The following is a 26,416-nucleotide window of genomic DNA, read 5'->3' as shown; positions in this document are numbered from 1 at the left end:
GGCGCGAACCGCCGATCCTATAGCCGAAATGGATTGGCCAATCTGCGAGGCGATCACAAGAAAGGGAAGCGGGTAAACGGTTGATCCATCGATAGTTTTGGCGGCAATCTGACACCTCAAAAACTGCTCAAGACCCCCTATGTAGATTTTCTATCTTGACCTATATAGATTTTTAGTGCTAGGTTGGGTCGGAAAGGAGACTCGAATGCGGATAAGCGGAAGACCTCTGGAGATATTGCTATTTCTATCGAACTTTCCGCAGGAGAGTTTCGCCGGATATTCTCTGAGCAAATCACTTGGTATCTCGTCAGGCACTCTATACCCTCTATTGGTCAAGCTTGAAGAAGCCGGGCTGCTAGATTCTCAGTGGGAGGACGGTGACCCGCAGGAGCTTGGAAGACCAAGACGGCGTTATTACAAAGTTAATGGTCAAGGCATTGCTGCGCTTAATGAAAAAATGCGGTCAATTCATCCGCAGTTCGAACCGGTCGTTACAGGCGACCCGGTCATTAACTCAGTGTTAGGAGCCAAGTGATGGCGCTCTCAGAAATCATTTTTTTGACATTTGGTTGCTTGGGTGCAGTTGTCGTCGGCGTTGTCACAAAAGTTCTTGCGGATGATGCCAAATTATTCATTCCCCGCATCGCCCAGAACCTTCTTCGACGAGCCTCGTTGAAGTTGGGCGAAGAGTACGCGGCTGGTTTTTATGAGGAATGGTCCGCCCACCTTATTGAGATTCCAGAAACATCTGGCAAGCTTTGGCACGCAGCAACGATTTACTTCTGGGGCGCATACAGAATTCGCCAGACGCTTTGCCCTGCGGTGGGAGCGACAGCAAGACAACGAATTTTCAAACGGATACTTGATATCGTATTTGTAGGGCTATCGTTCCCTAGTATTGGGCCCATCGTATTGCTCTTTGCGGTCTTGGTCGCGCTCGACGGCAAGTCACCCTTCTACAGCCAAATGCGCGTCGGTCAGAACGGTCGCACCTTTCGCATATGGAAGTTGCGCACGATGTTTTATGACGCGGATAAACGTCTTGAGAGGTATCTGGAGCGGAACGTCAACGCGCGGCTTGCATGGACAGAATACCGGAGGCTCAGGAGCGATCCCCGTATAACAAAAATAGGTTGGTTTTTGCGCAAGACTTCGCTGGACGAATTGCCGCAGCTGTGGAACGTGTTGAACGGTACGATGTCGCTTGTCGGGCCGCGCCCCCTGCTGATTGAGCAGCAGCGCCTGTACGACGGAGAGGCGTATTATAAACTGCGCCCTGGTATTACTGGGTTATGGCAGATATCGCGTCGGCTTTGCTGCGATTTTAAGTATCGCGAACGTCTGGACGACGAATATTTTAAACAGCAATCACTGTGGACTGACATAAAGATCATGTTGGCTACATGTGCCGTGGTCTGCCAGAAAACGGGTGCATGACAGGCTCTTCTACGTCCGGTACAGATGACTCTTCTTCAATGCGCCGCGTATGTCCGATTTGCGCCTGACACTATGGATGGCTAAGTCCGCTTCGGGCTGAAACCAGTCATCACTCTCCCCCGACACGCACCACACCCCATCCAATCGTCAGGCCGCCGGACGACCCGACGATGGCGCGGCACCTCCGGTGCCGTTCGCGCCGGGGCAGCAGGCCCCGAAACCCCGCCAAATCCCCAAAATGTACAGAACACATCCCACCGGTCCCGGTTTGCGTACAAAGCCGGCGTACAAAACGGACGTTCTGTACGCTCCTTCAGGCGGCGGTGAAGGTGATCGGGCGGCGCAGGAATTGCGTCGCGCGGCTCGACACGCGCCGCGGATCGCCCGTGGTCAGGTAAGCCCCCTCGCCCCCCTCGCCGCGCATCTTCGGGTGGCGTTCAAGGTAGTCGGCAAGGCTCTCGGCGACCAGATTGGCCTGGCTGTAGACCTGCACATCCGGCCCCAGGGCCTCCTGAAAAACGTTTTGCATCAAGGGGTAATGGGTGCAGCCGAGGATCGCGGCCTCGGGATTGGGCATCTTGCGCTTCAGTGCATCCACATGGCTGCGCACCAGCGCCTCCGCGAGGATCATGTCGCCCTCCTCGATGGCGTCGACCACCCCGCCGCAGGCCTGCGCCTCCACATCCACGCCCACCGCCCGGAACGCCAGCTCCCGCTGAAACGCCCGACTGCTCACCGTCGCCGGCGTCGCAAACAGCGCCACATGCTTGACCGCAACCTCTCGCGGGGGTGAATTGTCGCCCCATTGGCGTTCTGTAAGTGCTTCAATCAATGGAACAAAAACGCCGAGCACCCGCTTGCCGGGCGGCACGCCCTTTTCCTGCATCCGGCGTAGGGCGGCGGCGCTGGCGGTGTTGCAGGCGAGGATCACGAGGTCGCATCCCGCACCCCAAAGCCGCTCCACCGCCCGGGTCGTGAGGTCATAGACATCATCCGCATCGCGCACCCCGTAAGGCGCGTGCGCATTGTCACCGTAATAGATGAAAGCCACGTCTGGCAGCCGCTCCTGCACCGCTTCCAGAACCGTCAGGCCGCCCAGCCCGCTGTCGAAAATCCCAACCGCCATGTCCGCCCGCGCCCCGGCGCGCCCCTATTCGAACTCGAAGCCGACCGCATCGGGATCGACCGGTCGTGGGCTAAGCTCATACGTCTTGTGACGCAGGAACGCCATAAGGGATTTGCTGTCCGACACCCGCGCCGCCAACGCCTCTCGCGCGATCGGTTCGCCCAGAACGACCCGCACGGGGGTGTCGACCCGCTTGCCGAATTCCTTGATCAAAAGCCCCATCCGCAGGGTGTAATGCAGGTGGCTAGCGACCTGAAAGAGGCGGCTCGTATGGCCATCGAAGAACACCGGCACCACGGTCGCGTCCGATTTCGCGACCATCCGCGCCGTAAACCCGCGCCAGCCCGGATCCATCGGCTGCGCAAAGGGTTTGACGGCGGTGCTGACGGTGCCGCCGGGGAAGATCCCCACCGCGCCGCCCTGCCCCAGATACTCCAGGGCGTTGCGGCGGGTCTGAAGATTGAGCGCCATCGCCTCCCGGGTGCCGTCGAAACTGACCGGCAGGATCACGCGGCGCACATCCTCGGCCTTGCGAAACACCTCATGCGCCATGATGCGGAAATCGCCCCGCGTGCGGCTCAGGATATGACCCATCATCAGCCCATCGAGGATACCGTAGGGATGGTTGGCGATCAGGACCAGCGGCCCCTCGCGCGGGATGCTGTCAAGCTGGCCCGCCACCACATCGAGCGTCAGCCCGTAGCGTTCGGTGATGACCTGCCAGAAATCGCGCCCCTGCGCGATCTCGTCCTCGTAGCCACTGGCGCGCTTGATCAGCCGGATACGCCCGGTCAGGTTCTCCATGGTGCGGATCATCGCCCGCCCGCCCCGCGTCTGGGCGGCGTGGGCATAGCTGATGTCGCGCGCGATGTGGCGTTGCTGGTCCATCGTCACCTTTCCGGCTTCCGAACATGTCGTCATGCCGTCGCGCTCTGCGCGCCGTGTGACGGATGTGCCTGAAACGCGTTACGGTTTCATGACAATCACTCGGCCGCGCGCGCCATCGGCGTGCCGCCATCCCGGATCACGGCCAGCAATTCCTCGCGCCGCCTGGCGGCTTTCTCGGCATTGGCCTGCTTGACCGGGCCAAAGCCGCGGATATCCAGGGGCAGCGCCGCCAGCGCCACGACTGCATCCATCACCGCCGCATCGGCCTTGGGCAGCACCTCCTGCATGTCCTTCTCATATTGCGCAATCAGGGCACGCTCCATCCGGCGCTCGGCAGTATAGCCGAACGGGTCGAGCGGCGTGCCGCGCAGCCACCTCATCGCGGCCATCCAGCGCAGCGGCCGTTCCAGCCAGGGGCCGAACACGCGCTTTTGCGGGCGCCCGTCCTTGCCGGTCTTCGCCAGAAGCGGTGGCGCCAGGTGAAAGCGCATCCCGAAATCGCCATCGAACTCGGCTTTCGCCTTGTCGCGGGTGCCGAGCAACAGCCGCGCCACCTCGTATTCATCCTTGTAGGACAAGAGCTTATGATAGCCCTTGGCTACCGCCTCGCGCAGCGCGGGCTCCTCAATTTTCTCCAGCATCCGCATATAGCGCCGGACCAGCCCCTCGCCCTGATAGGCGGCCAGATGATCGGCGCGATAGGCGATCCTGTCCTCCAGCGTCTCGGGCATCGGCGTGACATCGGGCGTGATATGGCGCTGCACCTCCTCGGGGAAGGCGGCGGCCCATCGTCCGATCTCGAAGGCGCGCAGGTTCTTATCAACCGCTGCGCCGTTCAGCGTGATCGCCCCAGCGATGGCGTCATGGCCAAGCGGCACAAGACCGCGCTGCCAGGCCGCACCAAAGACGATCATGTTGGAAAAGATCGAATCCCCCATCGTGACCCGCGCCAGATCATGGGCATCAAACAGCTGCACCTTGTCGCGCAGCCGGGCCTTCAGGGACAGTTCCAGTTCTTCCGTCGGCAGGCGGAATTCGGTGTTGCGGGTGAACTCGCCGGTGATGATCTCGTGGCTGTTGACCACGCCACCGGCGCCATCCCCGCGCATCAGGCCAAGGGTAGAAGGCCCGGCGCTGACCACCAGATCGCCGCCGATCAATGCATGCGCCTCGCCGGTGGCGACACGGATCGCACTGATATCACTTGGCTTTTCGGCAATCCGGCAATGGATATGCACAGCGCCGCCCTTTTGAGCAAGCCCGGCCATCTCCATCATGCCCGCACCCTTGCCATCCAGCTGCGCCGCCTGCGCCATCACCGCGCCGATGGTCACGACGCCCGTGCCCCCGACGCCGGTGATCACCACGTTATGGGTGCCGTCAATGCGCGGCAGGTCAGGCTCGGGCAGGTCCGGCAATACGAAATCGCTGGCCTCTTCCTTGCGGATCTTCGCACCTTCCAGTGTCACGAAGGAAGGGCAGAACCCCTTGAGGCAACTGAAATCCTTGTTGCAGGCGGATTGGTCGATGGCGCGTTTGCGCCCCAGTTCGGTTTCCAGCGGTGTGACTGCAACGCAGTTCGACTGCACCCCGCAATCACCGCAGCCCTCGCAGACATCGCTGTTGATGAAGACGCGCTTGTCCGGGTCGGGAAAATTGCCGCGCTTGCGGCGGCGGCGCTTTTCAGCGGCACAGGTCTGGACGTAAACAATGGCAGATACACCACTGATTTTAGTGAACTTTTCCTGCACTTCAGGCAGTTCGTCGCGGACGTGCCAACCGATATCGTCGGGAAAGTCGCGCCGCGCGGGTTCTTCCTTGGGGTCAAAGACCAGCGCGATGTCGCGCACCCCCATGGCGCGCAGCTCGCGCACGATCCGGTCCGGGCCAAGCCCGCCCTCGTTGCTTTGCCCGCCAGTCATCGCCACGGCGTCGTTGTAGAGAATCTTGTAGGTCATGGTGACGCCCGCCGCCACCGCCGCCCGGATCGCCAGCAGGCCCGAATGGTTGTAGGTGCCGTCGCCCAGGTTCTGGAACACATGGCCGCGCGTCGAAAACGGCGCCTCGCCGATCCAGTTCGCGCCCTCACCGCCCATATGGGTGAAACCGCTGGTTTCGCGGTCCATCCAGAGCGCCATGATATGACAGCCGATCCCGGCATAGGCGCGGCTGCCCTCGGGCAGCTTGGTCGAGCTGTTATGCGGGCAGCCGGCGCAGAAATAGGGCAGCCGCGCCGCCAGGGTCTCGGTATTTTCGGCCTGGCGTGACTCGGCGATCCGCTCCAGCCCGGCCTGCACACGTTCGGTGCCGCGCCCCTCTTCGGTCAGGATGGTGCCGATCTTCTCGGCGATCATCACCGGATCAAGCGCCATGCGTGTCGGGAACAGCTCTTCGGAATGCATGCTGCCCGCACCGCCCTTGTACCAGCCATAGACGCGCCGCCCGCGCCGGTCGTCAAAGATCGCCTCCTTGATCTGCACCTCGATCAGCTTGCGCTTCTCCTCGACCACCACGATCAAGTCCAGCCCCTCGGCCCAGTCGTGAAAGCCCTTCATGTCCATCGGAAATGTCTGGCCGATCTTGTAGGTGGTCAGCCCCAGCCGCTCGGCCTCGGCGCCGTCGATCCCCAACAGGTCTAGCGCATGCACAAGATCCAGCCAGTTCTTGCCAGCCGCGACGAAACCGATCTTCGCACCCGGCTTTCCCCAGACCCGTTTGTCGATCTTGTTCGCGTGCGCAAAGGCTTCTGCGGCGAACCTCTTGTGGTCGATCATCCGCGCTTCCTGCGGTATCCAGTGATCGCCGAGGCGGATGTTCAGCCCGCCTTCGGGCAGGTCCAATTCCGGCGTGACGAACTGCATCCGGTCGGGACTGCCGTCGACCACGCTGGTCACCTCGACCGTGTCCTTCATCGTCTTCAAGCCGCACCAAACACCCGCGAACCGGCTCAGGGCAAAGCCATAGAGCCCATAGTCCAGGATTTCCTGCACCCCTGCGGGCGACAGCACCGGCATATAGGCATCGACCATCGCCCAGTCGGACTGATGGCAGACGGTCGAGGATTCCCCTGTATGGTCATCGCCCATGGCCATCAGGACGCCGCCGTTGCGCGATGTCCCGGCCATGTTGGCATGGCGCATCACGTCGCCCGAACGGTCCACGCCGGGGCCCTTGCCGTACCAGAGCCCGAACACGCCGTCATGCGTGCCTTCGCCGCGCAGCTCCGCCTGTTGCGTGCCCCAAAGCGCCGTCGCCGCCAGATCCTCGTTGAGACCCGGCTGAAACAGGATGCCCGCCTCGCTCAAGGACTTCTGCGCGCGCATCATCTGCATATCGACCGCCCCCAGGGGCGAGCCGCGATAGCCGGTGACGTATCCAGCGGTGTTCAGCCCCGCGGCGCGGTCGCGTGCGCTCTGCATCAGCATCAGGCGCACCAGCGCCTGCGTGCCGTTCAGCAGGACTGGCGATTTACTCAGGTCGTAACGGTCACTCAGGGATACTTCTGGCTTACTCATGGCGCGTCTCCCTTCCGGTGCTGGGCACCTTGCCTATATATATACCGATATTAGGTCATAATTAGTGACCTATAAAGCGAAATTTCCGGAAAAAGCCCCGGCGTGCGGTGGTCACGAAGGGTTTTTCTGGTATTTCAACGGCGGATGGATGTTGAAATTGAAAGTTGCGCTTATGGATTGGGATAAACTCAGAATCTTTCATGCGGTCGCGGATGCGGGCAGCCTCACCCATGCGGGCGATCAGCTGCACCTGTCCCAGTCGGCGGTATCCCGCCAGGTACGCGCACTGGAAGAATCACTCAATACCACGCTTTTCCACCGCCATGCCCGCGGACTGATTCTGACCGAACAGGGTGAGCTGCTGTTCGATGCCACCCGCGCCATGCTCAAGCGTCTCGACGCGGCGACCGCCCGGATCCGCGACAGCGAAGAAGAGGTATTCGGCGAACTGCGCGTAACCACGACGACCGGTTTCGGCACGCTCTGGCTGGCCCCGCGTCTGGCGCATCTCTATGATAAATACCCCGACCTCAAGATCGACCTCATGCTCGAGGAACGCGTGCTTGACCTGCCCATGCGCGAAGCCGATGTTGCCATCCGCATGAAGGAGCCCAGCCAGGCCGATCTGATCCGCAAACGGTTGATGACGGTGCATATGTGCCTTTATGCCTCGCGCGATTACCTGGCTCGGAACGGCACCCCCGAAGAGCCCGAGGACCTGCGCAATCACCGCCTGATCTGCCAGAATCCGCGCTCGGCCCAGGTCGGCGCCAGCGCCACGCTCATCAACGAATTGATGACCCATGATGTGCCGTCGCTCTTGGCGGTGAACAATTATTTCGGAGTGCTGCAGGGTGTGCTGCACAATCTGGGAATCGGCGTGTTGCCGGATTACCTGACCCATGACTTCCCCGACCTCGTGCGCGTCCTGCCCGATGTGCAGTCCAACGAGGTGCCGGTGTTCCTCGCCTATCCCGAAGAGCTGCGCCACTCCAAACGCATCGCCGCGTTCCGGGAATTCGTCCAGAACGAGATCATCAGCTACCGCAAGAAGCTCAGAGAACAGGCGGCAAGCTGAATTTTCGGGCAATTTAGCAAGGCCTTAGAGGCGCTATGCACATGGCGCATAACAGGCATGCTGCACCTGCGGCAATATTGCTCTTGAACGGCGCATCCAATCCTCATATTTCCCCGTTGTGACGATGGCCGCTTGGCGCGCCATCATCATACCTCCCTGTTGGACTTTGGCCGAGCTTAGTGCTCGGCCTTTTTTTTGGGCGCTTCACGTCCAGCCATCCGCCATGCGCCCAAGATTTCAGCAAAGCGCCCTGCGGCAGGACAGCTCGCTATCCGATCACGGGCAGGTGCGGCCCCGCCAGCGGCGACAACAGGCGCGGCGCGCCCTCTGTGATCACAATGTTTTCCTCATGCACCATGATCCGCCCCGGCGCGACCACCAGCCCCGGCTCCAGCGTGATCACCATACCCGCGCGCAGCACTGTGCGATCCTGCGCCGTCAGTGACAGCCCCTCGGTCAGCTGAATCCCCAGCCCATGCCCCAGCCGTCCGGCGCTTTCACCGACGCTCAGGATATCCGCCATCACCCGCCACAGATCGCAGGCACGCGCGCCGGGGCGCGCCGCCTCGAGCCCCGCATGCACCGCCTCGATCAGCCGCGCATGGGTGGCGCGCTGGACGGCGGTTGAGCGGCCAATCGCAAAATTCCGGTCGAAATCGCAGAAATACCCGTCCCAGACCGCACCCGTATCCAGCATCAGGACATCACCCACCGCCAGCGGCGCATCGCTGGCAGGCGAAATCACGTCGGCATAGCCCTCCGGCCCGGCACCCCCGGCAACGTAAGGCACCCAATCCGCCCCCTCCTCCAGCAACAGGCGCTGAAAATCGCGAAACACCCGGCTCAGCGCCACGCCCGGCGGGGCGATCTCGTCAAGCCGCGCAAAGGCCCGCCCTGCAATCGCGCAGGACTGAGCGATCTTGCCGATTTCCGCCTCTGACTTGACCGCGCGGCACCCCGCCACGATGCCTCGGTCGTCCGTGAACCCAAGCCCGCTTGCCCGCTTCAAGCGCTCGAAATCCGCCAGCGGCATGCGTAGATGCGTCTCCATATGCGAGGGCACGCCGACCGGCCCGCCGATGTCGCACAGCGCCTCAGCCAGAAGGCTCACACCATCATCCCTGAGGTCCGGCGCCGCCCATGTGCGGATATCATCGATCCATGTCGTCGCCATCAGCGCCGCGCCAATCGCCGGGATCACCGCCACCGGATCGCCCTGCGCAGGCAGCACCAGGAACCAGGGGCGGCTGGGGCTTTCCCAGAACCGCGTCAGGAATCCGGTGAAATAGCGCAGCTCCGGTTCCGTGGTCAGCAACAGCGCCGCCAGCCCCTCGGCCTGCATCTTGCTCTGCGCGCGCGCCACGCGGGCGCGATACTCACCCTCGGCAAAGCCGCGCGTCGGGTTCATGTGTCGGGCTCTTCACTCAGGATGCACAAGACCCGCGCATCGCCCGGCAGGTCCATCAGCCGCAACGCCGCCAACCCCGCCGCCCCGGATTCGGTGCTGGCCAGCCCCTGCGCCGCCAGCGCCGGAAGCACCGCTAGCGCGTCGGCGTCCGAAATGGTGGCAAAGGCATCCGCATCGCGTGCCAGCCCCTTCAGGGCGATCAGCGACGGCGCCTTGCAATCAAGCCGCCCCATGTTGGAAACCGGACCCTGGCTCTCCACCGGGCGACCCGCCCGGATCGACCCGATCAGCGCAGGCGCGGCCTCGGGTTCCACCACCACGATCCGCGGGGCATCGCCCCAGAATTCCCGGAAATAGGCCGCACAGGCCCCTGCAAGGCCGCCGACACCCGCCTGAAGCAGGATATGTGTGGGCGGTTCGGGCATCTGGCGCGTGGCCTCGGCCGCAAGGGCAAGGTAGCCCTCCATCAATCGGTACGGCAGATCGAAATATCCCGGCCATGAACTGTCCGACAAGAGCGTCCAGCCCTTTTCATCGGCTGTCCTGGCCGCCGCCGCCATGCTCGCCTCATAGTCGCGCCCGGCACGCACCACTTCGGCGCCCTTCTCCTTCAGCTTCTGGGCAAAGCTGTCGGGGACCGTGTCCGAAAGGTAGATCACCGCCCGCGCACCGAACACATGCGCGCCCGCAGCGACCGACAACCCGTGATTCCCCGCACTCGCGGTAATATATGTGCGCCCCTCCAGCGCGCGCGACATATCTCTCCCGGCCTCGCCGTCGCCCTTCGCCGCCGCCTCATGGGCGATCACATAGGCTGCGCCAAGCGCCTTGAAACTGCCAAGCCCCATGCGCCCGCGCTCGTCCTTGATCCAAACAGACGCGCCAAACCCCGTGACCTCGACCAGCGGGGTCTCCCCCGCTACCGGGCACCGCGCCAACAGCGCCTCGGGCGCATCCGCATTCACACTGGGCCAGGGGGCGCCTGACAATACATCCTCGGGCAGACCCCGTCCCCGCCAGGGGTTTTCCACGATTTCCATCTGTCCTCCGCCTTTGACGCGTCATTGCAACGCCAATTGCCGCTGCGGGTCAAGCACCGTGCGCCGCCCCTTCCCCCTGCGCGCGCCATGCACTAAAGAGGCGCCATCCGGACCATCCAGGGGGATTCCAATCAGATGCAGGAACCGGCAGTCACACCCGAGCTGATCGAGGCCCACGGCCTCAAGCCCGACGAATACCAACTGATCCTCGAGATCATTGGCCGCGAACCCACCTTTACAGAGCTGGGCATCTTCAGCGCCATGTGGAACGAGCACTGCTCCTACAAATCCTCCAAGAAATGGCTGCGCACCCTGCCCACCACCGGTCCGCAGGTAATCTGCGGTCCCGGCGAGAACGCGGGTGTCGTGGATATCGGCGACGGGCAGGCGGTTATCTTCAAGATGGAAAGCCATAACCACCCCTCCTATATCGAGCCCTACCAGGGGGCCGCGACAGGCGTCGGGGGCATCCTGCGCGATGTGTTCACCATGGGCGCGCGGCCGATTGCCTCGATGAACTCGCTCAGCTTCGGCGAACCCGACCATCCCAAGACACGCCAGCTCGTGCATGGCGTGGTCGAAGGCATCGGCGGCTATGGCAATTGCTTTGGCGTGCCCTGCGCGGGCGGCGAAGTGCGCTTTGATCCCGCCTATAACGGCAACTGCCTCGTGAATGCCTTTGCCGCGGGCCTCGCGGATGCCGACAAGATCTTCTATTCAGCGGCCTCCGGTGTTGGCATGCCCGTGGTTTACCTCGGCGCCAAGACCGGCCGCGACGGCGTTGGCGGCGCGACCATGGCCTCGGCGGAATTCGATGACACCATCGAGGAAAAACGCCCAACGGTTCAGGTCGGCGACCCCTTCACCGAAAAGCGGCTGATGGAAGCCACGCTCGAGCTGATGGCCACCGGAGCGGTGATCTCGATCCAGGACATGGGCGCGGCGGGCCTCACCTGTTCGGCCGTGGAAATGGGCGACAAGGGCAATCTCGGCGTGCGCCTCAATCTCGAGGACGTCCCCTGCCGCGAAGAGGCCATGACCGCCTACGAGATGATGCTCTCGGAAAGCCAGGAACGGATGCTGATGGTCCTGCGCCCCGAGAAAGAGGCCGAAGCCAAGGCAGTCTTCGACAAGTGGGATCTCGACTTCGCCATCGTCGGGGAAACCATCCCCGAAGATCGCTTTCTCATCATGCATAACAACGTGGTCAAGGCCGACCTGCCCCTCAAGGCGCTTTCGGGCAACGCCCCCGAATATGACCGCCCCTGGGTCGAAACCGCCCCGGCGGAACCGCTCGATCCCGCCAGCGTGCCCGGCGTCGACCCCATCGACGGGCTGCGCGCGCTGCTGGCCTCGCCCAATTACTGCTCGCGCCAATGGGTCTATGAACAATATGACACGATGGTCATGGCCGACACCGCCCGCACGCCGGGCCAGGGCGCGGGGCTGATCCGCGTGCATGGCACGGAGAAGCTATTGGCCTTCACCTCGGACGTGACCCCGCGCTACGTCAAGGCCAACCCGGTCGAGGGAGGCAAGCAGGCCGTCGCCGAAGCCTATCGCAACCTCAGCGCGCTTGGCGCGGTACCGCTGGCCACCACCGACAACATGAATTTCGGCAACCCCGAAAAGCCCGAGATCATGGGCCAGTTCGTCGGCGCGATCAAAGGGATCGCCGCCGCGGTTTCGGCACTCGACATGCCGATCGTGTCGGGAAATGTCTCGCTTTACAATGAAACCGACAGCCAGGCGATCCTGCCGACACCGACCATCGGCGCCGTGGGCCTGATCCGCGACCCCGAAACCGCGATCATCGGCGATGCGCGCGACGGGCATGTGGCGCTGGTGCTGGGTGAAACCACCGGCCATCTCGGGCAGTCAGCGCTCCTGGCCGAGGTCTATAACCGCGTCGAGGGCGACGCGCCGCCCGTCGATCTGGATGCCGAGAAACGCCACGGCGATTTCATCCGCGCGAACCACGCGCTGATCAAGGCCTGCACCGACCTTTCGGATGGGGGGCTGGCGCTGGCCGCCTTTGAAATGGCCGAGGCGGCGGGCGTGGGCGTTCATCTCGACGATGCAGACACCGCGGCCCTCTTTGGCGAGGATCAGGGCCGCTATCTCATCGCCTGCAATTTCGACCAGGCCGAGGCGCTGATGATCGAAGCCGGGCGCGCCGGGGTGTCGATTCAGAGCGTCGGGCGCTTTACCGGTGATTCCGTGCGCATCGGTAGCGCCGAGGCGCCGCTCGCGGAACTCTCGCAGATCTTCCGCGACAGCTTTGCCGCGCATTTCGCCTGACCCTACACGGCGCGCCGCCCGCCGGCGCGCCCGCTTCTCCCGCCGGCCGCACCCGGCCGTGCATCTTGCACTGACCCCTCACGCGTTCTACATCCTTGTGAGACCCAATGAAGGAGACGCGCCGATGCCGATACACGCCCAGGAAATCGAGGAGCTGATCCGCGCCGCCTTTCCCGAGGCCAGCATCACCATCACCGACCTGGCCGGTGACGGGAACCACTACGCGGCCGAGGTGATCGACGCCTCGTTCAAGGGCATGAACCGCGTGCAGCAGCAACGCGCCGTCTATGCCGCGCTCAAGGGCAAGATGGAGGGGTCGAACGGCGATCTCCACGCGCTGGCGCTGACCACCAAGGCGCCCGACTGAACCGATGGAGGCGCTGCCGATCATCCTTGGCCTTGTCGCCGTGGCCGCCCTCGTGGCGGCGCTGGCGCGCAGCCGTGCCGTATCCGAGCGCAAGTCGCCGCGCGGCTGCGAGCCCGGTCAGGGCGACCAGCTGGTCGATATCGGCTATGCTTCGGGCGGTTCCGGGGGCGGTCATGGCGGCGTCATTCGGGTCACCCGCGACCCCCAGCAATATGCCCGCGCCTTCGTGCCGTCACGCGCCCTCAAGGCAGACCGCAACACCAAGGACTGACCACCCGCCCGAGACCATGATCCCAAGGAGAGCCACGCTTGCAGCAACTGGGCGAACTGCCGCAAAACCCGTTCCAAACGGGCGACGTCGCGACCCTGATCGCCCAGCCGGTCATCATCATCGCCCTGATCCCCTTCGTGCTGATTTTCCTGAGGGCGGCCTGGCTGGAATATCGGCGCTGGAAGGTGCATGGTCCGTCGGAAAACAAGCGTTCAGCCTATGATATCGACGAGGATGCACCAAGCTATACGCCACCGGAGTCCGAAACCGAAACCGACGACATGACCGAAACCGAAACCAAAGACGACACTCAGTTTCACAACCCGAAGCCCGCCAGAGGCGGGCAGGACCAGAATTGAAAGGCACATGATGACCGACGCAAGAACCCGCATCGATGAGACCGTCAAGGGCCATGACGTGGTGCTTTACATGAAGGGCACCAAGGACATGCCGCAATGCGGATTTTCCAGCCGCGTGGCGGGCGTTCTCAACTACATGGGCGTGACCTACCAGGACGTGAACGTGCTGGCCGACGAAGAGATCCGCCAGGGAATTAAGGATTATTCCGACTGGCCGACCATCCCGCAGCTTTACGTGAAGGGCGAGTTCGTCGGCGGCTGCGACATCATCACCGAGATGACGCTCTCGGGCGAGCTGGACCAGCTCTTTGAGCAGCACGCCGTCGCCTATGACAAGGACGCTGCCGAGAAGATCCGCGAAGCCAACGCCTGACCCGCGCAGGCCTTGCGCCCCGTGAGGGCGCGACAGGAGGGGGCCAGCCCCCTCTTGGCCCCTGGCCAATTCACCCCCGAGGTATTTCTGGCCAGATGAATTGCTGGCCCGGCGGGCCTGTCAGAGCGGCCAGAGAACCGCCAACAGCCCGCCCGCCAGTGCCCCACCGCGCAGCCAGAGCGCCTTGCGCCGCACCAGCGACCAGCTGACCAGCGCAAGGCCGGTCCCGATCTTGAGCGCCGCCAGAAGCGCCGCGCCGGGGGATTGCGCCAGCGCGATGAGGTCCGGGTTGGCCACCATGCCGAGCGGGATCAGGTAAAGCCCGACACCAAGCGTCATCGCCGTCAGCGCCACGCGCAGCCAGTTTTCCCCGATCATGCCCGCGGCGATGAACACAGCCCCGCAGACCGGCGGTGTGATGGTCGAAAGGAGTGCATACCAGAACACGAAAAGATGCGCCTGAAGCGGCTCCATCCCGAGCTCGGTCAGTGCAGGCCCGGCGACCGAGACGCAGATCACATAGGCCGCCGTGGTAGGCACTTCCATGCCGAGGATAAGGCAGGCGAATGCCGTCAGCAGCAAGGAGGGCCAGAGTAACCCGCCCGAAGCCGAGAGGATCAGCGACGTTATCTTGACCCCCAGCCCCGTGACCCCGAGCACGCCGATCACCAGCGAGGCGCAGAAGATGATCGAGCCGATCAGCGCCACCTGCCGCGCCGCGGTCAGCACCGCGGTCTCGGCGCGGCTCGCCGCGCGCCCGAGGTCGATGCGCAGATCGCTCCCCGTCAGCAACAGCGCCGCCCCCGCGAAGATCGACAGGCACGCGGCATATTGCGGCGTCACCCCAAGCGCGAACATTCCCCATAAGAGCAGCGCGAAGGGTACAAGGAAAAAGCCCGAGGTGATCGCCACGTCGCGCAGCGCCGGGCGGTCCCTGGCCGCGAGCCCGCGCAGATCGAAGCGGCGCGCATAGCCGTCGATGCCGATCCAGACCGCCCAGAAGTAGAGCGCCGCAGGCAGCGCAGCCGCCGCCATGATCGCCGTGTAGGGCGTACCGGTCAGTTCGACCATCACGAAGGCCCCTGCCCCCATCAATGGCGGCATGATCTGTCCGCCCGACGAAGCCACCGCCTCGACCGCGCCCGCGATGCGGCGCGGGTATCCCAGCCGCTCCATCGCCGGCAGCGTGATCGCCCCGGTCGAGGCCACGTTGGCCGAGGCCGAGCCCGAGATCGACCCGAACAGTGCAGAACTGAGGACCGAGACCTTCGCCGCACCACCCCTGAGCCGCCCGGCGGCAGCAGCGGCGACATTCATGAAGCCCTGGCCGGCCTCGCCCGCATTCAGGACCGCGCCGAAAATGACGAAGATCGCCACCACGTTGACCGACACCGCCGTCAGCGAGCCCCAGAGCCCGCCCTCGGCGATGGCGAGCGTGCCGAGGAAACTTTCGAGCGGCGTGCCGGAATGACCGAAACGCCCCGGAATATGCTGGCCGAACAGCCCGTAGAGCAGCGCCGCAGCCGCCACCAGCGGCAAGGGCCAGCCGATCGCGCGCCGCGCAGCCTCGAGCACGACGCAGATCAGCAGGATCGCGATGATGACCTGCCCCCGCCCTTCGAGGAACCCGTATTGATCGGCCAGCGCATCGTGGCTGAGAGCTACCCATAGCGCCGCGCCCCCGCCAAGCGCCGTCAGCACGAGGCCACTCATGCGCGCAAACCCCTCGTGTCCCCAGATCAGCACGAAGGGCAGCACGAACACGAGGTGCAGCGGGCGGCTAACGAGGTTGGGCACAAGGCCCGAAAAGACGAGACCGATATGGAAAACGACAGAGGCCAGCGCGAAGCTGGCCCAGAACACCCGCGCCAGACCGGCTGGCGCGGGGCTTTCGATGCTGGTCAGGCTCACTTCTGCGCGTCGCTCAGCGCGATCCCGGCCTCTTCGTAATAGCGTTGCGCGCCGGGATGGATCTTGCCGGTGATGTTCTCCATCAGCCCGGCATCGACGCCCTTCCACCAGGCGGCGCTCTTGCCAAGCCGCTCCTGGCTTTCCCAATAGGTCTTGGTCAGCTGATAGGCGGTCTCGTCATCCATCTTGGTGGTGGTATAGGCGGCCACCGGCAGCGAGGTGGTGGTGATATCGGCGTCCTGCCCCGCATAGGTGCCCGCCGGGATGACCAGCTTGGTGCGTTTGGTCTGCGCGATCTCCTCGTCGCTCAGCGACAGCACCGTGACATCGCTCGAGGCCGCCGCCTCGACCACGTTGGGCGCGGGCCAGGAACCGGCGGTCACGAAGCCGTCGATCTGGCCGTTCTTGAGCGCCGGAACCGCGTTGCTCAACTCGACATCGGCGATCTCGACCTTGTCGGCGATTCCGAAAAGCCCAAGGTATTTCTCGCCTTCGCTGGCACCAAAGCTGCCCTTGCCCAGCAGGATCGTCTTGCCTGCCATATCGGCAAAGCTGGTGACGCCGCTTTCGGCGGACATCACGAAATGCATGGTCAGCGACGGAATCGGGAACAGCGCGCGGATTTCGTCGAAGGCCGGGTCGCCCTTGCCCTCGAACATCGCCTTTCCGCCCTGCGCCAGCCCGACCAGCGCCGGGGGCGTGGTAAAGACGTAATCGGCGCCGCGCGCGCGCACCTCCATGACGTTCTGCACCGAACCCTGGCTTTCCTCGACGGTGACACTGATCTCGCCGCCGGTGGCCTCCTGCATCGCTTCGGCGATCTGCACGCCCATCTGGTAATAGGACGAGGCGGTCTTGGCGGATTTATAGGTCACGCGGGTTTCTGCCCCGGCGGGCAGCGCGGTGATGGCGGCCAGCATGGCCGCTGCGGTGATGGACCCGAATTTCATGATGATGCTCCCTGTCATTTCGGGCGCATCTAGACAGGGATCGCGCCGCTGGTCAATCGCAGCCGCGCAGGGCCCGCCTCAGTCGCGGGACGCGCTGGCAGGCCCATCCACTTGATCCGCCAGCGCCTCGGCGCGCGCCGCGATCTCGGCCAGGGCATCATTGACGCTGGCGGGGACGATCGGCACCTCGATGGTCTGGGCCGCGGGCGCGGGGGCGTTGCGCAGCTGGTCGAGCTCGGCCTCCTTTTCGGCCATCCGGTCCTCCATCTGGCGCAGCTTGTCCTCGATCCCGGCGGTCTTGTCGGCCAGCATCAAACCCGCCATCAGAAGCAGCCGCGCTTCCGGGATGCGGCCGATCTGGGCGCTCAGAACCGAGGCCTCCTCGTCCAGCATCTTCGCGGCGGCCCTCAGATAGCCTTCTTCACCCTCCTGGCAGGCCACCTCGAACGGGCGGCCACCGATACGGATCTCGATCTCGGGCATCAGGCGTCCTCCTGCTGGGTCTGGTCATGGGGGCCATCGCTCAGAATGCGGCCCATCTCGGCAAGGATCGTGTCGGTCTCGGCGCGGTCGCTGGCGCGGCTGGCGCGCAGCCCCTCGAGTTCGGCCAGCATCGACTTGTTGATCAGATGCGGCTCGCCGACGCCCTCGCTGTTTGCGGCGCGCAAGGCCTCGTTGGACTCGCGCAGCTGCTGGTTGGCCTTGCGCAGCGACTGAAGCTCGTGATCCAGCTTTTCCATCCGGGCCGCGGTTTCGCCGCGCGCCTCGATGGCGGCGGCTTCCAGCCGTGCCAGCTGTTCCTTCATCTTGCGCACCCGCTCGGCCAGCTGCGCATTGGCCAGCCGCTCATCCTCAAGCTGCGACTCCAGCGCCTCGATCTCGTCGGGCGCAGGTCCTTCGCCCGTGCCCGTCGCGGTTCCGCGCTGCTCCAGACCCTGCGCGATCCGATCCAGCGCCGCCGTGATCCGCCGTTGAAGCTCGTCGATGTCGCTCATGGCGTCACCCCTTGTTTATCCTGCCCATCACCGTGGCCCGCACCCCGCGCGAATCGCGCGACCACCGGATTAACGCCAAGTTTAGCGAAACACCGCAGGAATTGCGCCCCCTTAGCGCAGATCGGGCGGGGCGCGCTTGATCTTTGACCCCGGCCTGATATTGAGCGCCCAGAGATAGCCAATTCAAAGGAAGATGCCCGTGGATATCGCTGCCCTGCGCGCTGCCAATCCCGATCACTGGACCAAGGCCGCCGCCATCCGCGCATTGACGCTGGATGCGGTCCATGCCGCCAATTCCGGCCATTCCGGCATGCCGATGGGCATGGCGGACGTGGCCACGGTGCTGTTCGAGAAACATCTCAAGTTCGACGCCGCCGCCCCCGAATGGCCCGACCGCGACAGGTTCATCCTGTCGGCGGGGCATGGCTCGATGCTGCTCTATTCGCTGCTTTACCTCACCGGCAACCCCGACATCACCCTCGAGGAAATCCGCAATTTCCGCCAATGGGGCGCAAAGACCGCCGGGCATCCGGAGAATTTCCTCGCCTCCGGGATCGAGACCACCACCGGCCCTCTCGGCCAGGGGATCTCGAACGCGGTCGGCTTCGCGATGGCCGAGGAAATGCTGCGCGCGCGCTTCGGGCGCAAGCTGGTCGATCACTATACCTATGTCATCGCCGGTGACGGCTGCCTGATGGAAGGCGTCAGCCACGAGGCGATCGGCATCGCCGGACGCCAGGCGCTCGGCAAGCTCATCGTGTTCTGGGATCACAACAGCATCACCATCGACGGCAAGGTCGATCTTTCGGACCGCACCGATCAGGTGAAGCGCTTCCGCGCCTCGGGCTGGCAGGTGCTGGAAATCGACGGGCATGATCCGGCGGCCATCGATGCCGCGATCACCACCGCGCGCAAGTCGCGCAAGCCCAGCATGATCGCCTGCAAGACCCACATCGCGCTTGGCCATGCCGCACAGGACACATCCAAGGGCCACGGCGCGCTGACCGATCCCGATCAGCTCGTTGCCGCCAAGCAGGCCTATGGCTGGCCGCATGGCCCATTCGAGGTGCCGGGCGATGTGAAATCGGCATGGGAAACCATCGGCGCGCGCGGCGCGGCCGAACGCGAATCCTGGAACGCCCGCCTCGGCGAGACCTCCGAGCGCCGCCAGAAGGAATTCGCCCGCATCTTCGCCGGCGAGGCCCCGAAATCCCTGTCGGCACGCATCAAGGCGCTGAAAAAGCAGGTATCCGAGGAAAAGCCCAAGGTGGCCACCCGCAAATCCTCGGAAATGGTGCTCGAAGTGGTGAACCCGATCATGCCCGAAACCGTGGGCGGCTCGGCGGATCTGTCGGGATCGAACAACACCCGCTCGGGCGACATGAGCGTCTTCGACGTGGACAACCGCAAGGGCCGCTACGTGCATTGGGGCATCCGCGAACATGGCATGGCGGCGGCGATGAACGGCATGGCGCTGCATGGCGGCATCCGCCCCTATGGCGGCACGTTCATGTGCTTCACCGATTACGCCCGCCCGGCCATGCGCCTCGCCGCGCTGATGAAGGTGCCGTCGGTTTTCGTCATGACCCATGACAGCATCGGCCTTGGCGAAGACGGCCCCACCCACCAGCCGGTCGAGCACCTTGCGATCAGCCGCGCGACCCCCAACACCTGGGTGTTCCGTCCCTGCGACACGGTGGAAACCGCCGAGGCCTGGGAACTCGCGCTGCGCTCTACGGATACGCCTTCGGTTCTGTCGCTCACGCGCCAGGGCGTGCCGACGCTGCGCCACGAGCACAAGAACAAGAACCTGACCGAACAGGGCGCCTATGTGCTGGCCGATGCGACGGGCAAGCGTCAGGCGATCCTGATCGCAACCGGCTCGGAAGTCTCCGTCGCGATGAAAGCCCGCGAAATGCTCGAGGCCGAAGGCATCGGCACCCGTGTCGTCTCGATGCCCTGCATGGAGCTGTTCGCCGCGCAGGACGACGCCTATCGCAAGCGCGTTCTGCCCGGCGGTCCTGTGCGCGTCGGCGTCGAGGCCGCGATACGGCAGGGCTGGGATCGCTGGCTTCTCGGCCAGGGCGGGCGCGAGCAGAAGGCCGGTTTCGTCGGCATGGACAGCTTTGGCGCTTCCGCGCCGGCCGAAACCCTGTTCGAGAAATTCGGCATCACCGCCGAGGCGGTCGCCCAGAAGGTCAAATCGCTGCTCTGATCGGGTCTTGCAGGGGAAGGCGCGATCACCAGCGCCTCCCCTCTTCCCGCTCTCAGACCGCCCTGCCCTCTGGCCTCCAGCGCGCTGCGGCGCTAGCCTCACGCCCATGGCAGAACTTCTGATCGTCTATCACTCCCGCACCGGCGGCAGCCGGCAGATGGCCGAAGCGGCGCATGACGCCGCGCGGGCCGAGGCCGACAGTCGCCTGCTGCGCGCTGACGAGGCCGGGCCGGATGACCTCCTGCGCGCCGATGGCTATCTTTTCTGCGCGCCCGAGAACCTCGCCGCGATCTCCGGCGTGATGAAGGATTTCTTCGATCGCTGCTATTACCCGGTGCTGGGCCGGATCGAAGGGCGCGCCTATGCCCAGATGATCTGCGCCGGGTCCGATGGCGCCAACGCCGCCCGCCAGATCGCCCGCATCGCGCAGGGCTGGCGGCTCAAACCCGTGCAGGAGGCGCTGATCGTCTGCACCCACGCGCAGACCCCCGAAGCGATCCTCGCCCCAAAGACGATCCCGCAAGACGACCTGACCGCCTGCGAAGAGCTCGGCCAGGCCCTCGCCGCAGGTCTAGCGATGGGCGCGTTCTGATCTAGCCGAAGGTCACTGGCCGCTGCACCGTCCGGTTCACTGACAACGAAAACACATCCGGGCGCGCATAATGCCCGCTCGCATCGAATTTGCGCCGCGATGCCCGCGCGGCCGCGACGTCGATATCGGCGATCAGCAGCCCTTTTTCCTGATGCATCGGACCGGCAATCGCCTTGCCGAAGGGCTTGTAGATCACCGCATCTCCCGGATTGACCCACTCGTCCTTGTCGGGAAACAGCTCGTCGCGATAAGGGATACCGGCGGGAATGTCCGCAGCCTCCAGCGCCGTCGCGCATCCCACCACCCAGCAACCGCCTTCGCGCGCGATATGCTGCATCGTCGCCAGCCATGCCGCACCGCTATCCCATGTCGGGGCCACGTAGATGTCGATGTCCTGCGCATAAAGCGCATAGCGCGCCAGCGGCATGTAGTTCTCCCAGCAGATCAGCGCACCGACGCGCCCCACCGCCGTATCGACCACGTTGAGGCCGGAACCGTCGCCAAAGCCCCAGACCATCCGCTCGGGGTTGGTCGGCATCAGCTTGCGGTGATTATTGGCCAGACTGCCATCCGCGTCGATGATCGCACAGCTGTTGAACAGCGTGCTGCCGCTGACACCGGAATCGATTTCCTGATAACCGATCACCACGACGACGCCGTTGTCGCGCGCCGCCTCCTGCAAGGGCGCAAGCCCGCCCTTGCCCAGATCGACCGAATTCGCCTGCGACAATGCGTAAAGCTCATCCGTCTTGCCCATCCCCGCCCCCGGCGGCAAACGCCATACGAAGGTCGGATACCCCGGCAGCCATGTTTCGGGAAAAACCACCATGGAGCATCCCTGCTCCGCGGCCTGCGCGACGATCTCGACCGCCCTGAGCATGGATTTTTCTAGATCGAGATAAACCGGCGCATACTGAACGACCGCGATTTTCATGATATGTCCTCCCGCCTCTGAAAATGAGACCGGTGAACCTTAGCACGGGAATGCCGCTTGCCCGCGCTCAAACCGCGTGGCGGGACGCCGGGCCAAGCGCCATCGCCGTTCAGCCGGGCATCACCCGTGTCCAGATCGGCTTGATCACCTTCACGCCGACGGGAATAAGCAGCATCCCGAGCGCCAGCCCGAACACGCCGTCGATTCCCGCCGTGACCGCCCATTCAACGGCACCCTGCCAGTCGCCCATACCCTCCGCGGCCTTGACCGCGACATCGTGAATCCAGCTGTAAGGCGCGGCAAAACCCATTTCCGCCAGCGCATGCAGGATGATCGAGCCACCCACCCACAGCATTGCCGCCGTGCCGACGATCATCAGCAGTTTCAGGAATCCCGGCATCGCGTGAACGATCCCGCGCCCCACCGCACGCGTCAGACCGAACCGTCCGCGCTCGGCCATGAAAAGTCCCACATCATCCGCCTTCACGATCAGCGCCACCGAGCCATAGACCGCCACCGTGATCCCGACCGCCACCATCGCCAGCGTCGCCGCCTCCATCCAGATGTTGCTTTCGGGGATCGCCGCCAGCGCGATCGTCATGATCTCGGCCGACAGGATGAAATCCGTCTTGATCGCGCCCGCCACCTTGGCTTCCTCCAGATGGGCGACATCGCCCTCGGCGTGGCTCGAGTCCGGACCGCCATGCCCCTTGCCCGCGCCAAGCGCATGGGCGATCTTCTCGGCGCCCTCAAAACACAGATAGGCCCCGCCCAGCATCAGCAGGGGCGCGATCAGCCATGGCGCGAAGGACGACAGCAACAGTCCCGCGGGCAACAGGAAAACCAGCTTGTTGAAGATCGAGCCGCGCGCGATCTTCATGACGATCGGCAATTCGCGGGCCGGAGCGAAGCCCTGCATGTATTTCGGCGTCACCGCCGCGTCGTCTATCATCGCACCGGCGGCCTTGCTGCCCGCCTTGGCCGCCTGCCCGGCCACATCGTCGACCGAGGCCGCCGCCAGCTTGGCAATCCCCGCGACATCGTCCAGCAATGCCATCAACCCGCTCATACCCGTCCCTCCGATCAACTTTCCGCCAGTGGTCCGACGTTAGCGCCATCAAGTCAAGAGCGCTCCGGTTTGCGATAACAGTTATCGCTAACATATTGAATTACCCGTGATTTCCGGCGATGAATCCCGCTGCCTCGGCGATTTTGACCTTTCAGGCACGCCCTGCGCCGTCTATATCGCGCACAACCTTATTCACAGGAGCATTGCCATGACCATCACCGTCGGCATCAACGGTTTCGGCCGCATCGGCCGCTGCACCTTGGCCCATATCGCCGCCAGCGGGCGCGACGACATCAAGGTCGTCAAGGTGAACGCCACCGGCCCGCTCGAAACCGCCGCCCACCTGATCAAGTATGACAGCGTGCATGGCCGCTTCCCCAACGAGATCACCCTCGGCGACGCCACGATGGACCTGGGACGCGGGCCGATGCAGATGTTCTCGACCTACGACATGGCCGAGCTCGACTGGTCAGGCGTCGACGTGGTGCTGGAATGCACCGGCAAGTTCAACGACGGCGAAAAGGCCAAGGCGCACCTCGAGCGCGGCGCCGGCAAGGTCCTGCTCTCGGCGCCCGGCAAGAACGTGGACCGCACAGTGGTCTATGGCGTCAATGACGGCGATCTCCAGCCCGGCGAGCGGATGATCTCGAACGGCTCCTGCACCACCAACTGCCTGGCACCGCTGGCCAAGGTCCTGCACGAATCGATCGGCATCGACTCGGGCATCATGACCACGATCCACGCCTATACGGGTGACCAGCCCACGCTGGACCGCCGCCACAAGGATCTTTACCGCGCCCGCGCCGCCGCCATGTCGATGATCCCCACTTCCACCGGCGCCGCCAAGGCCCTCGGCGAGGTGCTGCCCGCCCTCAAGGGCAGGCTCGACGGCTCGGCGATCCGCGTGCCCACACCGAATGTGTCGGCGGTGGACCTGACGTTCGTCGCGCAAAAGGACGTCAGCGCCGATGACGTGAACGCCATCGTCGCAGAGGCCGCCGCCGGGCCGATGAAAGGCGTTCTGGGCTATGATCCCGAACCCAAGGTCAGCATCGACTTCAACCATACCGAGGAAAGCTCGATCTTCGCGCCCGAGCAGACACGGGTCACCGGCGGCCGCCTCGTGCGCGTGCTGGCATGGTATGACAATGAATGGGGCTTCTCGTGCCGCATGGCCGATGTGGCCGTGGCGATGGGTCGGCTGGGGTAATTGCACCGGGCGCGGGGCGGGCTGCCGCCCCGCATGGGCTGCGCGCATATCCCGCGTGACAGCCCCCGTGCCTTCTGGCATCTATGACGCGCATCGCTGAGCGCATGAGGCCCGATCCATGACCAATCCCATCGCAATCGCCCTTGGCGGCCTCGTTCTTGTCGGGCTGGCGGTGGATTTCTGGTCCTATGACTGGTCGGGCACCATCTTTCTCGCGCGAAAGATGGCCGACCTCATCGAGTGGCTGGCCTTCTGGCGCTGAGCGGTTCAGGCGCTCACTTGAACTTCGCCAACAGCTTGTCGCGCACCGGGGGTGTCACGAACTTGCTGACATCGCCATCAAGACGCGCGATCTCCTTGACCAGCTTGCTGGCGATCGCCTGGTGGCTGGCATCGGCCATCAGAAAGACGGTCTCGACGGTATTGTCGAGCGCACGATTCATGCCCACCATCTGGAATTCATATTCGAAATCCGCCACAGCGCGCAGCCCGCGCACGATCAGCTGCGCCCCGACATCATGGGCGCAATCGATGAGCAGGTTCTCGAACGGATGCGCGACGATCTCGGTGCCGGTCTGGTCGGTCAGCTTGGCGCATTCCGCCTCGATCATCGCGACCCGCTCCTCCAGCGAGAAAAGCGGGCCCTTGTCGCGGTTGATCGCGACCCCGATCACCAGCCGGTCCACCAGCATGGCGGCGCGGCGGATGATGTCGAGATGTCCAAGGGTGATGGGATCGAAGGTGCCGGGGTAAAGGGCGATGCGCATGGGGCGGCTCCGTATTGTGCTTGGGCGTCACGCAACAATATTACATCGCAGAATGCAAGCCGAAGACGCTCGGGTATAATGTCGCCCTATGGGGGCGCTGCCCCCGCCGCCGCAAGCGGCGACTCCCCCGAGGTATTTTGGGCCAGATGAAGTGGCGGGCCTAGTAGCCCATGATCATGCCTTCAAGCGCGTCTTTCTCCATCGACAGTTCCTGAAGGCGTGCCTTGACCACGTCGCCGATGGTGACGATGCCCACGAGCTTGCCATCCTCAACCACCGGCATATGACGAAAACGCCCGTCGGTCATGCGCGACAGAACCGCATCCGAGCTGTCCTGACGCGAACAGCAAACCGGGTTGCGGGTCATCATCTCGTCGACCTTCTCGGTCAGGCAGGTCGCACCGCGCACCGCCAGCGCGCGCACGATGTCGCGTTCCGACAGGATTCCTTCGGCATGTTCGCCATCGCGCGACACGACAAGCCCGCCGATCCGGCGCTCCGCAAGGATCTGCGCCGCTTCAGAGACCAGCGTCCCCGGTTTGATCGTCAATACGCCGTCATCGCCCTTGGATTTGAGGATTTGCTGAACGAGCATGGCCGGTCCTCCAGATGAAATGCCCCTCATTCAGCGTTGACGATAACCCCCGCCCTGTCAAGTCAGGGCCTCCAGCCGCGCCACCTCGCTGCGCACCCCGTCGGCCAGCGCGGCGGCGAAGCGGTTGAGCCGCTCGAGCCGGCGGTCGTCGGCATGGCGCACAAGGTAGAAACTGCGCGTCAGGCTGAACGCCTCGGGCAGCAGTTTCACGACGCCGCGCACGAATGGCAGCGAGAAATCATGCAGCACGCCGATGCCGCCGCCCTGGCGCACCCAGTTGACCTGCACCGATACCGAATTCGACGCCAGCGACACCCGCTCGAGCGCGGCTTCGCGCATGTAATCGAGCTCCTTGTCGAAGATCATGTCCTGGATGTAGCCGACCATCCGGTGCCCCTTGAGATCATCGAGCGAGGTGATCGGCGCATGATCGCGCAGGTAGCGTCGCGAGGCCGCCAGGTGCAGGCGGTAATCGGTGATGCGCTGCACGCTCAGCCGTCCGGCGGTGGGCGGGCTCACAGCGACCACCATGTCGGCCTCGCGCCGTGTCAGGTTGAAGACCCGGGGCAGCGCGACGATCTGCACCTCGAGGTCGGGATTGGCCTCGCCGATGCGCGCGCAGACCTGGGGCAGCACGAAATTCGCCGCACCGTCCGGCGCGCCGATGCGGATCTGCCCGGTCATGCCGCCCGCGCTTCCGGCCATTTCCTCGGCCACGCCCTCGATCGCCTGCTCGACCCGTACCGCATGGCCCATCAGGCGCTGCCCGGCGTCGCTCAGCGCATAGCCGGTCGGGGATTTGGCGAAAAGCGGCGCGCCAAGATCGGTTTCCAGCCGGGCAATGCGCCGCCCCACCGTCGCCGGGTCGATCCTCAGCACCCGCCCCGCACCCGAGAGGCTTTCGGCGCGCGCCACCGCAAGGAATATCCGCAGATCGTCCCATTGAGCATCCATCACAGCCACCCTTTGCATTTTTGCATGACGCTTTTGGAATATTGCCCCTTTTACATAGATA

At 64.2% G+C, this 26,416-nt stretch carries 26 protein-coding genes; 12 read left to right on the top strand and 14 right to left on the bottom strand.

Features of this window, described 5'->3' with window-relative positions; translation table 11 throughout:
• The first annotated feature begins 205 nt into the window (after positions 1-205).
• Entirely contained in the window at positions 206-535 is a 330-nt protein-coding gene (locus ROH8110_RS04315) for a PadR family transcriptional regulator (RefSeq protein ID WP_085816471.1), read from the top strand.
• The gene (locus tag ROH8110_RS04310) at positions 535-1,437 is read left to right on the top strand and encodes a sugar transferase (RefSeq protein WP_085816470.1); all 903 of its coding nucleotides are present in this window, start codon (positions 535-537) and stop codon (positions 1,435-1,437) included. Before ROH8110_RS04315 ends, ROH8110_RS04310 begins: the two co-directional genes overlap by 1 nt.
• Before the next feature lie 313 nt (positions 1,438-1,750).
• Here ROH8110_RS04310 and murI read toward each other — a convergent pair whose 3' ends face one another.
• From murI to ROH8110_RS04295, 3 genes are all read right to left on the bottom strand, one after another.
• Positions 1,751-2,563: a glutamate racemase gene (gene murI / locus ROH8110_RS04305; RefSeq protein ID WP_085816469.1), complete on the bottom strand. Its 813-nt coding sequence runs from the start codon at positions 2,561-2,563 to the stop codon at positions 1,751-1,753.
• 24 nt (positions 2,564-2,587) lie between these two features.
• A complete protein-coding gene (locus ROH8110_RS04300) occupies positions 2,588-3,451 on the bottom strand; it encodes a lysophospholipid acyltransferase family protein (RefSeq protein ID WP_085817001.1) in 864 nt (287 codons plus the stop codon).
• A gap of 95 nt (positions 3,452-3,546) precedes the next feature.
• Positions 3,547-6,966 carry an indolepyruvate ferredoxin oxidoreductase family protein gene (locus ROH8110_RS04295; RefSeq protein WP_085816468.1) on the bottom strand — a complete coding sequence of 1,140 codons (3,420 nt, stop codon included), beginning with the start codon at positions 6,964-6,966 and terminating at the stop codon, positions 3,547-3,549.
• A 172-nt stretch (positions 6,967-7,138) separates the two neighbouring features.
• Between ROH8110_RS04295 and ROH8110_RS04290 the strand changes: the two genes are divergently transcribed.
• On the top strand, positions 7,139-8,044 hold the full coding sequence (locus tag ROH8110_RS04290; RefSeq protein ID WP_085816467.1) for a LysR family transcriptional regulator: 906 nt from the start codon (positions 7,139-7,141) through the stop codon (positions 8,042-8,044).
• Between the two features lie 268 nt (positions 8,045-8,312).
• On the opposite strand, the gene ROH8110_RS04285 is transcribed toward ROH8110_RS04290, so the two are convergent.
• Together ROH8110_RS04285 and ROH8110_RS04280 are read right to left on the bottom strand one after the other, a co-directional pair.
• The gene (locus tag ROH8110_RS04285) at positions 8,313-9,452 is read right to left on the bottom strand and encodes a M24 family metallopeptidase (RefSeq protein ID WP_085816466.1); all 1,140 of its coding nucleotides are present in this window, start codon (positions 9,450-9,452) and stop codon (positions 8,313-8,315) included.
• Positions 9,449-10,492, bottom strand: coding sequence for a pyridoxal-phosphate dependent enzyme (locus ROH8110_RS04280; RefSeq protein ID WP_085816465.1), 1,044 nt, complete (start codon positions 10,490-10,492; stop codon positions 9,449-9,451). Before ROH8110_RS04280 ends, ROH8110_RS04285 begins: the two co-directional genes overlap by 4 nt.
• A gap of 135 nt (positions 10,493-10,627) precedes the next feature.
• Between ROH8110_RS04280 and purL the strand changes: the two genes are divergently transcribed.
• From purL to grxD, 5 genes are all read left to right on the top strand, one after another.
• A complete protein-coding gene (purL, locus tag ROH8110_RS04275) occupies positions 10,628-12,793 on the top strand; it encodes a phosphoribosylformylglycinamidine synthase subunit PurL (RefSeq protein WP_085816464.1) in 2,166 nt (721 codons plus the stop codon).
• Between the two features lie 124 nt (positions 12,794-12,917).
• The gene (locus ROH8110_RS04270; RefSeq protein ID WP_085816463.1) at positions 12,918-13,160 is read left to right on the top strand and encodes a BolA/IbaG family iron-sulfur metabolism protein; all 243 of its coding nucleotides are present in this window, start codon (positions 12,918-12,920) and stop codon (positions 13,158-13,160) included.
• A 4-nt stretch (positions 13,161-13,164) separates the two neighbouring features.
• Entirely contained in the window at positions 13,165-13,431 is a 267-nt protein-coding gene (locus ROH8110_RS04265; RefSeq protein ID WP_085816462.1) for a hypothetical protein, read from the top strand.
• A gap of 38 nt (positions 13,432-13,469) precedes the next feature.
• Positions 13,470-13,790 (top strand): hypothetical protein, encoded by a 321-nt coding sequence (locus ROH8110_RS04260; protein WP_085816461.1) that lies wholly within the window; start codon positions 13,470-13,472, stop codon positions 13,788-13,790.
• A gap of 10 nt (positions 13,791-13,800) precedes the next feature.
• Positions 13,801-14,163 (top strand): Grx4 family monothiol glutaredoxin, encoded by a 363-nt coding sequence (grxD, locus tag ROH8110_RS04255; protein ID WP_085816999.1) that lies wholly within the window; start codon positions 13,801-13,803, stop codon positions 14,161-14,163.
• A 120-nt stretch (positions 14,164-14,283) separates the two neighbouring features.
• Here grxD and ROH8110_RS04250 read toward each other — a convergent pair whose 3' ends face one another.
• The 4 genes from ROH8110_RS04250 to ROH8110_RS04235 all read right to left on the bottom strand — a co-directional run bounded on the left by ROH8110_RS04250 (position 14,284) and on the right by ROH8110_RS04235 (position 18,019).
• Complete coding sequence (locus tag ROH8110_RS04250) at positions 14,284-16,068, bottom strand: TRAP transporter permease (RefSeq protein WP_245962794.1); 1,785 nt, start codon at positions 16,066-16,068, stop codon at positions 14,284-14,286.
• A 2-nt stretch (positions 16,069-16,070) separates the two neighbouring features.
• The gene (locus ROH8110_RS04245; RefSeq protein ID WP_085816998.1) at positions 16,071-17,024 is read right to left on the bottom strand and encodes a TAXI family TRAP transporter solute-binding subunit; all 954 of its coding nucleotides are present in this window, start codon (positions 17,022-17,024) and stop codon (positions 16,071-16,073) included.
• 78 nt (positions 17,025-17,102) lie between these two features.
• Positions 17,103-17,507, bottom strand: a complete 405-nt coding sequence (locus ROH8110_RS04240; protein WP_085816459.1) for a cell division protein ZapA — start codon at positions 17,505-17,507, stop codon at positions 17,103-17,105.
• Complete coding sequence (locus ROH8110_RS04235; RefSeq protein WP_085816458.1) at positions 17,507-18,019, bottom strand: hypothetical protein; 513 nt, start codon at positions 18,017-18,019, stop codon at positions 17,507-17,509. Before ROH8110_RS04235 ends, ROH8110_RS04240 begins: the two co-directional genes overlap by 1 nt.
• Positions 18,020-18,218: 199 nt before the next feature.
• Here ROH8110_RS04235 and tkt point away from each other — a divergent pair, with 199 nt between their 5' ends.
• Both tkt and ROH8110_RS04225 read left to right on the top strand, forming a co-directional pair.
• Entirely contained in the window at positions 18,219-20,234 is a 2,016-nt protein-coding gene (gene tkt, locus ROH8110_RS04230; RefSeq protein WP_085816996.1) for a transketolase, read from the top strand.
• A gap of 106 nt (positions 20,235-20,340) precedes the next feature.
• Positions 20,341-20,826, top strand: coding sequence for a flavodoxin family protein (locus tag ROH8110_RS04225; protein ID WP_085816457.1), 486 nt, complete (start codon positions 20,341-20,343; stop codon positions 20,824-20,826).
• 1 nt (position 20,827) lies between these two features.
• Here the strand turns inward: ROH8110_RS04225 and ROH8110_RS04220 are convergent, their stop codons facing one another.
• Both ROH8110_RS04220 and ROH8110_RS04215 read right to left on the bottom strand, forming a co-directional pair.
• Entirely contained in the window at positions 20,828-21,760 is a 933-nt protein-coding gene (locus ROH8110_RS04220; RefSeq protein ID WP_085816456.1) for a carbon-nitrogen hydrolase family protein, read from the bottom strand.
• Between the two features lie 109 nt (positions 21,761-21,869).
• Positions 21,870-22,829: a DUF808 domain-containing protein gene (locus tag ROH8110_RS04215; protein WP_085816455.1), complete on the bottom strand. Its 960-nt coding sequence runs from the start codon at positions 22,827-22,829 to the stop codon at positions 21,870-21,872.
• Between the two features lie 208 nt (positions 22,830-23,037).
• Here ROH8110_RS04215 and gap point away from each other — a divergent pair, with 208 nt between their 5' ends.
• Positions 23,038-24,039 carry a type I glyceraldehyde-3-phosphate dehydrogenase gene (gene gap, locus ROH8110_RS04210; RefSeq protein ID WP_085816994.1) on the top strand — a complete coding sequence of 334 codons (1,002 nt, stop codon included), beginning with the start codon at positions 23,038-23,040 and terminating at the stop codon, positions 24,037-24,039.
• 118 nt (positions 24,040-24,157) lie between these two features.
• Positions 24,158-24,301, top strand: coding sequence for a hypothetical protein (locus tag ROH8110_RS18650; RefSeq protein ID WP_170156443.1), 144 nt, complete (start codon positions 24,158-24,160; stop codon positions 24,299-24,301).
• Positions 24,302-24,314: 13 nt separating this feature from the next.
• On the opposite strand, the gene coaD is transcribed toward ROH8110_RS18650, so the two are convergent.
• The 3 genes from coaD to ROH8110_RS04195 all read right to left on the bottom strand — a co-directional run bounded on the left by coaD (position 24,315) and on the right by ROH8110_RS04195 (position 26,355).
• Positions 24,315-24,806 (bottom strand): pantetheine-phosphate adenylyltransferase, encoded by a 492-nt coding sequence (gene coaD, locus ROH8110_RS04205; RefSeq protein ID WP_085816454.1) that lies wholly within the window; start codon positions 24,804-24,806, stop codon positions 24,315-24,317.
• Positions 24,807-24,966: 160 nt separating this feature from the next.
• The gene (locus ROH8110_RS04200; protein ID WP_085816453.1) at positions 24,967-25,401 is read right to left on the bottom strand and encodes a CBS domain-containing protein; all 435 of its coding nucleotides are present in this window, start codon (positions 25,399-25,401) and stop codon (positions 24,967-24,969) included.
• Positions 25,402-25,458: 57 nt separating this feature from the next.
• On the bottom strand, positions 25,459-26,355 hold the full coding sequence (locus ROH8110_RS04195) for a LysR family transcriptional regulator (protein WP_085816452.1): 897 nt from the start codon (positions 26,353-26,355) through the stop codon (positions 25,459-25,461).
• Positions 26,356-26,416: the final 61 nt, after the last annotated feature.

The organism is Roseovarius halotolerans (genome assembly GCF_900172255.1).
Taxonomy (GTDB): domain Bacteria; phylum Pseudomonadota; class Alphaproteobacteria; order Rhodobacterales; family Rhodobacteraceae; genus Roseovarius; species Roseovarius halotolerans.
The sequence above is the reverse complement of the archived record's forward strand: the minus strand, read 5'-3'. Positions and strand labels throughout refer to the sequence as shown.

Coding starts and splice junctions, on each gene's coding strand:
- ROH8110_RS04315 (WP_085816471.1), top strand. CDS start 206: ATGCGGATAAGCGGAAGACCTCTGGAGATATTGCTATTTCTATCGAAC.
- ROH8110_RS04310 (WP_085816470.1), top strand. CDS start 535: ATGGCGCTCTCAGAAATCATTTTTTTGACATTTGGTTGCTTGGGTGCA.
- murI (WP_085816469.1), bottom strand. CDS start 2,563: ATGGCGGTTGGGATTTTCGACAGCGGGCTGGGCGGCCTGACGGTTCTG.
- ROH8110_RS04300 (WP_085817001.1), bottom strand. CDS start 3,451: ATGGACCAGCAACGCCACATCGCGCGCGACATCAGCTATGCCCACGCC.
- ROH8110_RS04295 (WP_085816468.1), bottom strand. CDS start 6,966: ATGAGTAAGCCAGAAGTATCCCTGAGTGACCGTTACGACCTGAGTAAA.
- ROH8110_RS04290 (WP_085816467.1), top strand. CDS start 7,139: ATGGATTGGGATAAACTCAGAATCTTTCATGCGGTCGCGGATGCGGGC.
- ROH8110_RS04285 (WP_085816466.1), bottom strand. CDS start 9,452: ATGAACCCGACGCGCGGCTTTGCCGAGGGTGAGTATCGCGCCCGCGTG.
- ROH8110_RS04280 (WP_085816465.1), bottom strand. CDS start 10,492: ATGGAAATCGTGGAAAACCCCTGGCGGGGACGGGGTCTGCCCGAGGAT.
- purL (WP_085816464.1), top strand. CDS start 10,628: ATGCAGGAACCGGCAGTCACACCCGAGCTGATCGAGGCCCACGGCCTC.
- ROH8110_RS04270 (WP_085816463.1), top strand. CDS start 12,918: ATGCCGATACACGCCCAGGAAATCGAGGAGCTGATCCGCGCCGCCTTT.
- ROH8110_RS04265 (WP_085816462.1), top strand. CDS start 13,165: ATGGAGGCGCTGCCGATCATCCTTGGCCTTGTCGCCGTGGCCGCCCTC.
- grxD (WP_085816999.1), top strand. CDS start 13,801: ATGACCGACGCAAGAACCCGCATCGATGAGACCGTCAAGGGCCATGAC.
- ROH8110_RS04245 (WP_085816998.1), bottom strand. CDS start 17,024: ATGAAATTCGGGTCCATCACCGCAGCGGCCATGCTGGCCGCCATCACC.
- ROH8110_RS04240 (WP_085816459.1), bottom strand. CDS start 17,507: ATGCCCGAGATCGAGATCCGTATCGGTGGCCGCCCGTTCGAGGTGGCC.
- ROH8110_RS04235 (WP_085816458.1), bottom strand. CDS start 18,019: ATGAGCGACATCGACGAGCTTCAACGGCGGATCACGGCGGCGCTGGAT.
- ROH8110_RS04225 (WP_085816457.1), top strand. CDS start 20,341: ATGGCAGAACTTCTGATCGTCTATCACTCCCGCACCGGCGGCAGCCGG.
- ROH8110_RS04220 (WP_085816456.1), bottom strand. CDS start 21,760: ATGAAAATCGCGGTCGTTCAGTATGCGCCGGTTTATCTCGATCTAGAA.
- ROH8110_RS04215 (WP_085816455.1), bottom strand. CDS start 22,829: ATGAGCGGGTTGATGGCATTGCTGGACGATGTCGCGGGGATTGCCAAG.
- gap (WP_085816994.1), top strand. CDS start 23,038: ATGACCATCACCGTCGGCATCAACGGTTTCGGCCGCATCGGCCGCTGC.
- ROH8110_RS18650 (WP_170156443.1), top strand. CDS start 24,158: ATGACCAATCCCATCGCAATCGCCCTTGGCGGCCTCGTTCTTGTCGGG.
- coaD (WP_085816454.1), bottom strand. CDS start 24,806: ATGCGCATCGCCCTTTACCCCGGCACCTTCGATCCCATCACCCTTGGA.
- ROH8110_RS04200 (WP_085816453.1), bottom strand. CDS start 25,401: ATGCTCGTTCAGCAAATCCTCAAATCCAAGGGCGATGACGGCGTATTG.
- ROH8110_RS04195 (WP_085816452.1), bottom strand. CDS start 26,355: ATGGATGCTCAATGGGACGATCTGCGGATATTCCTTGCGGTGGCGCGC.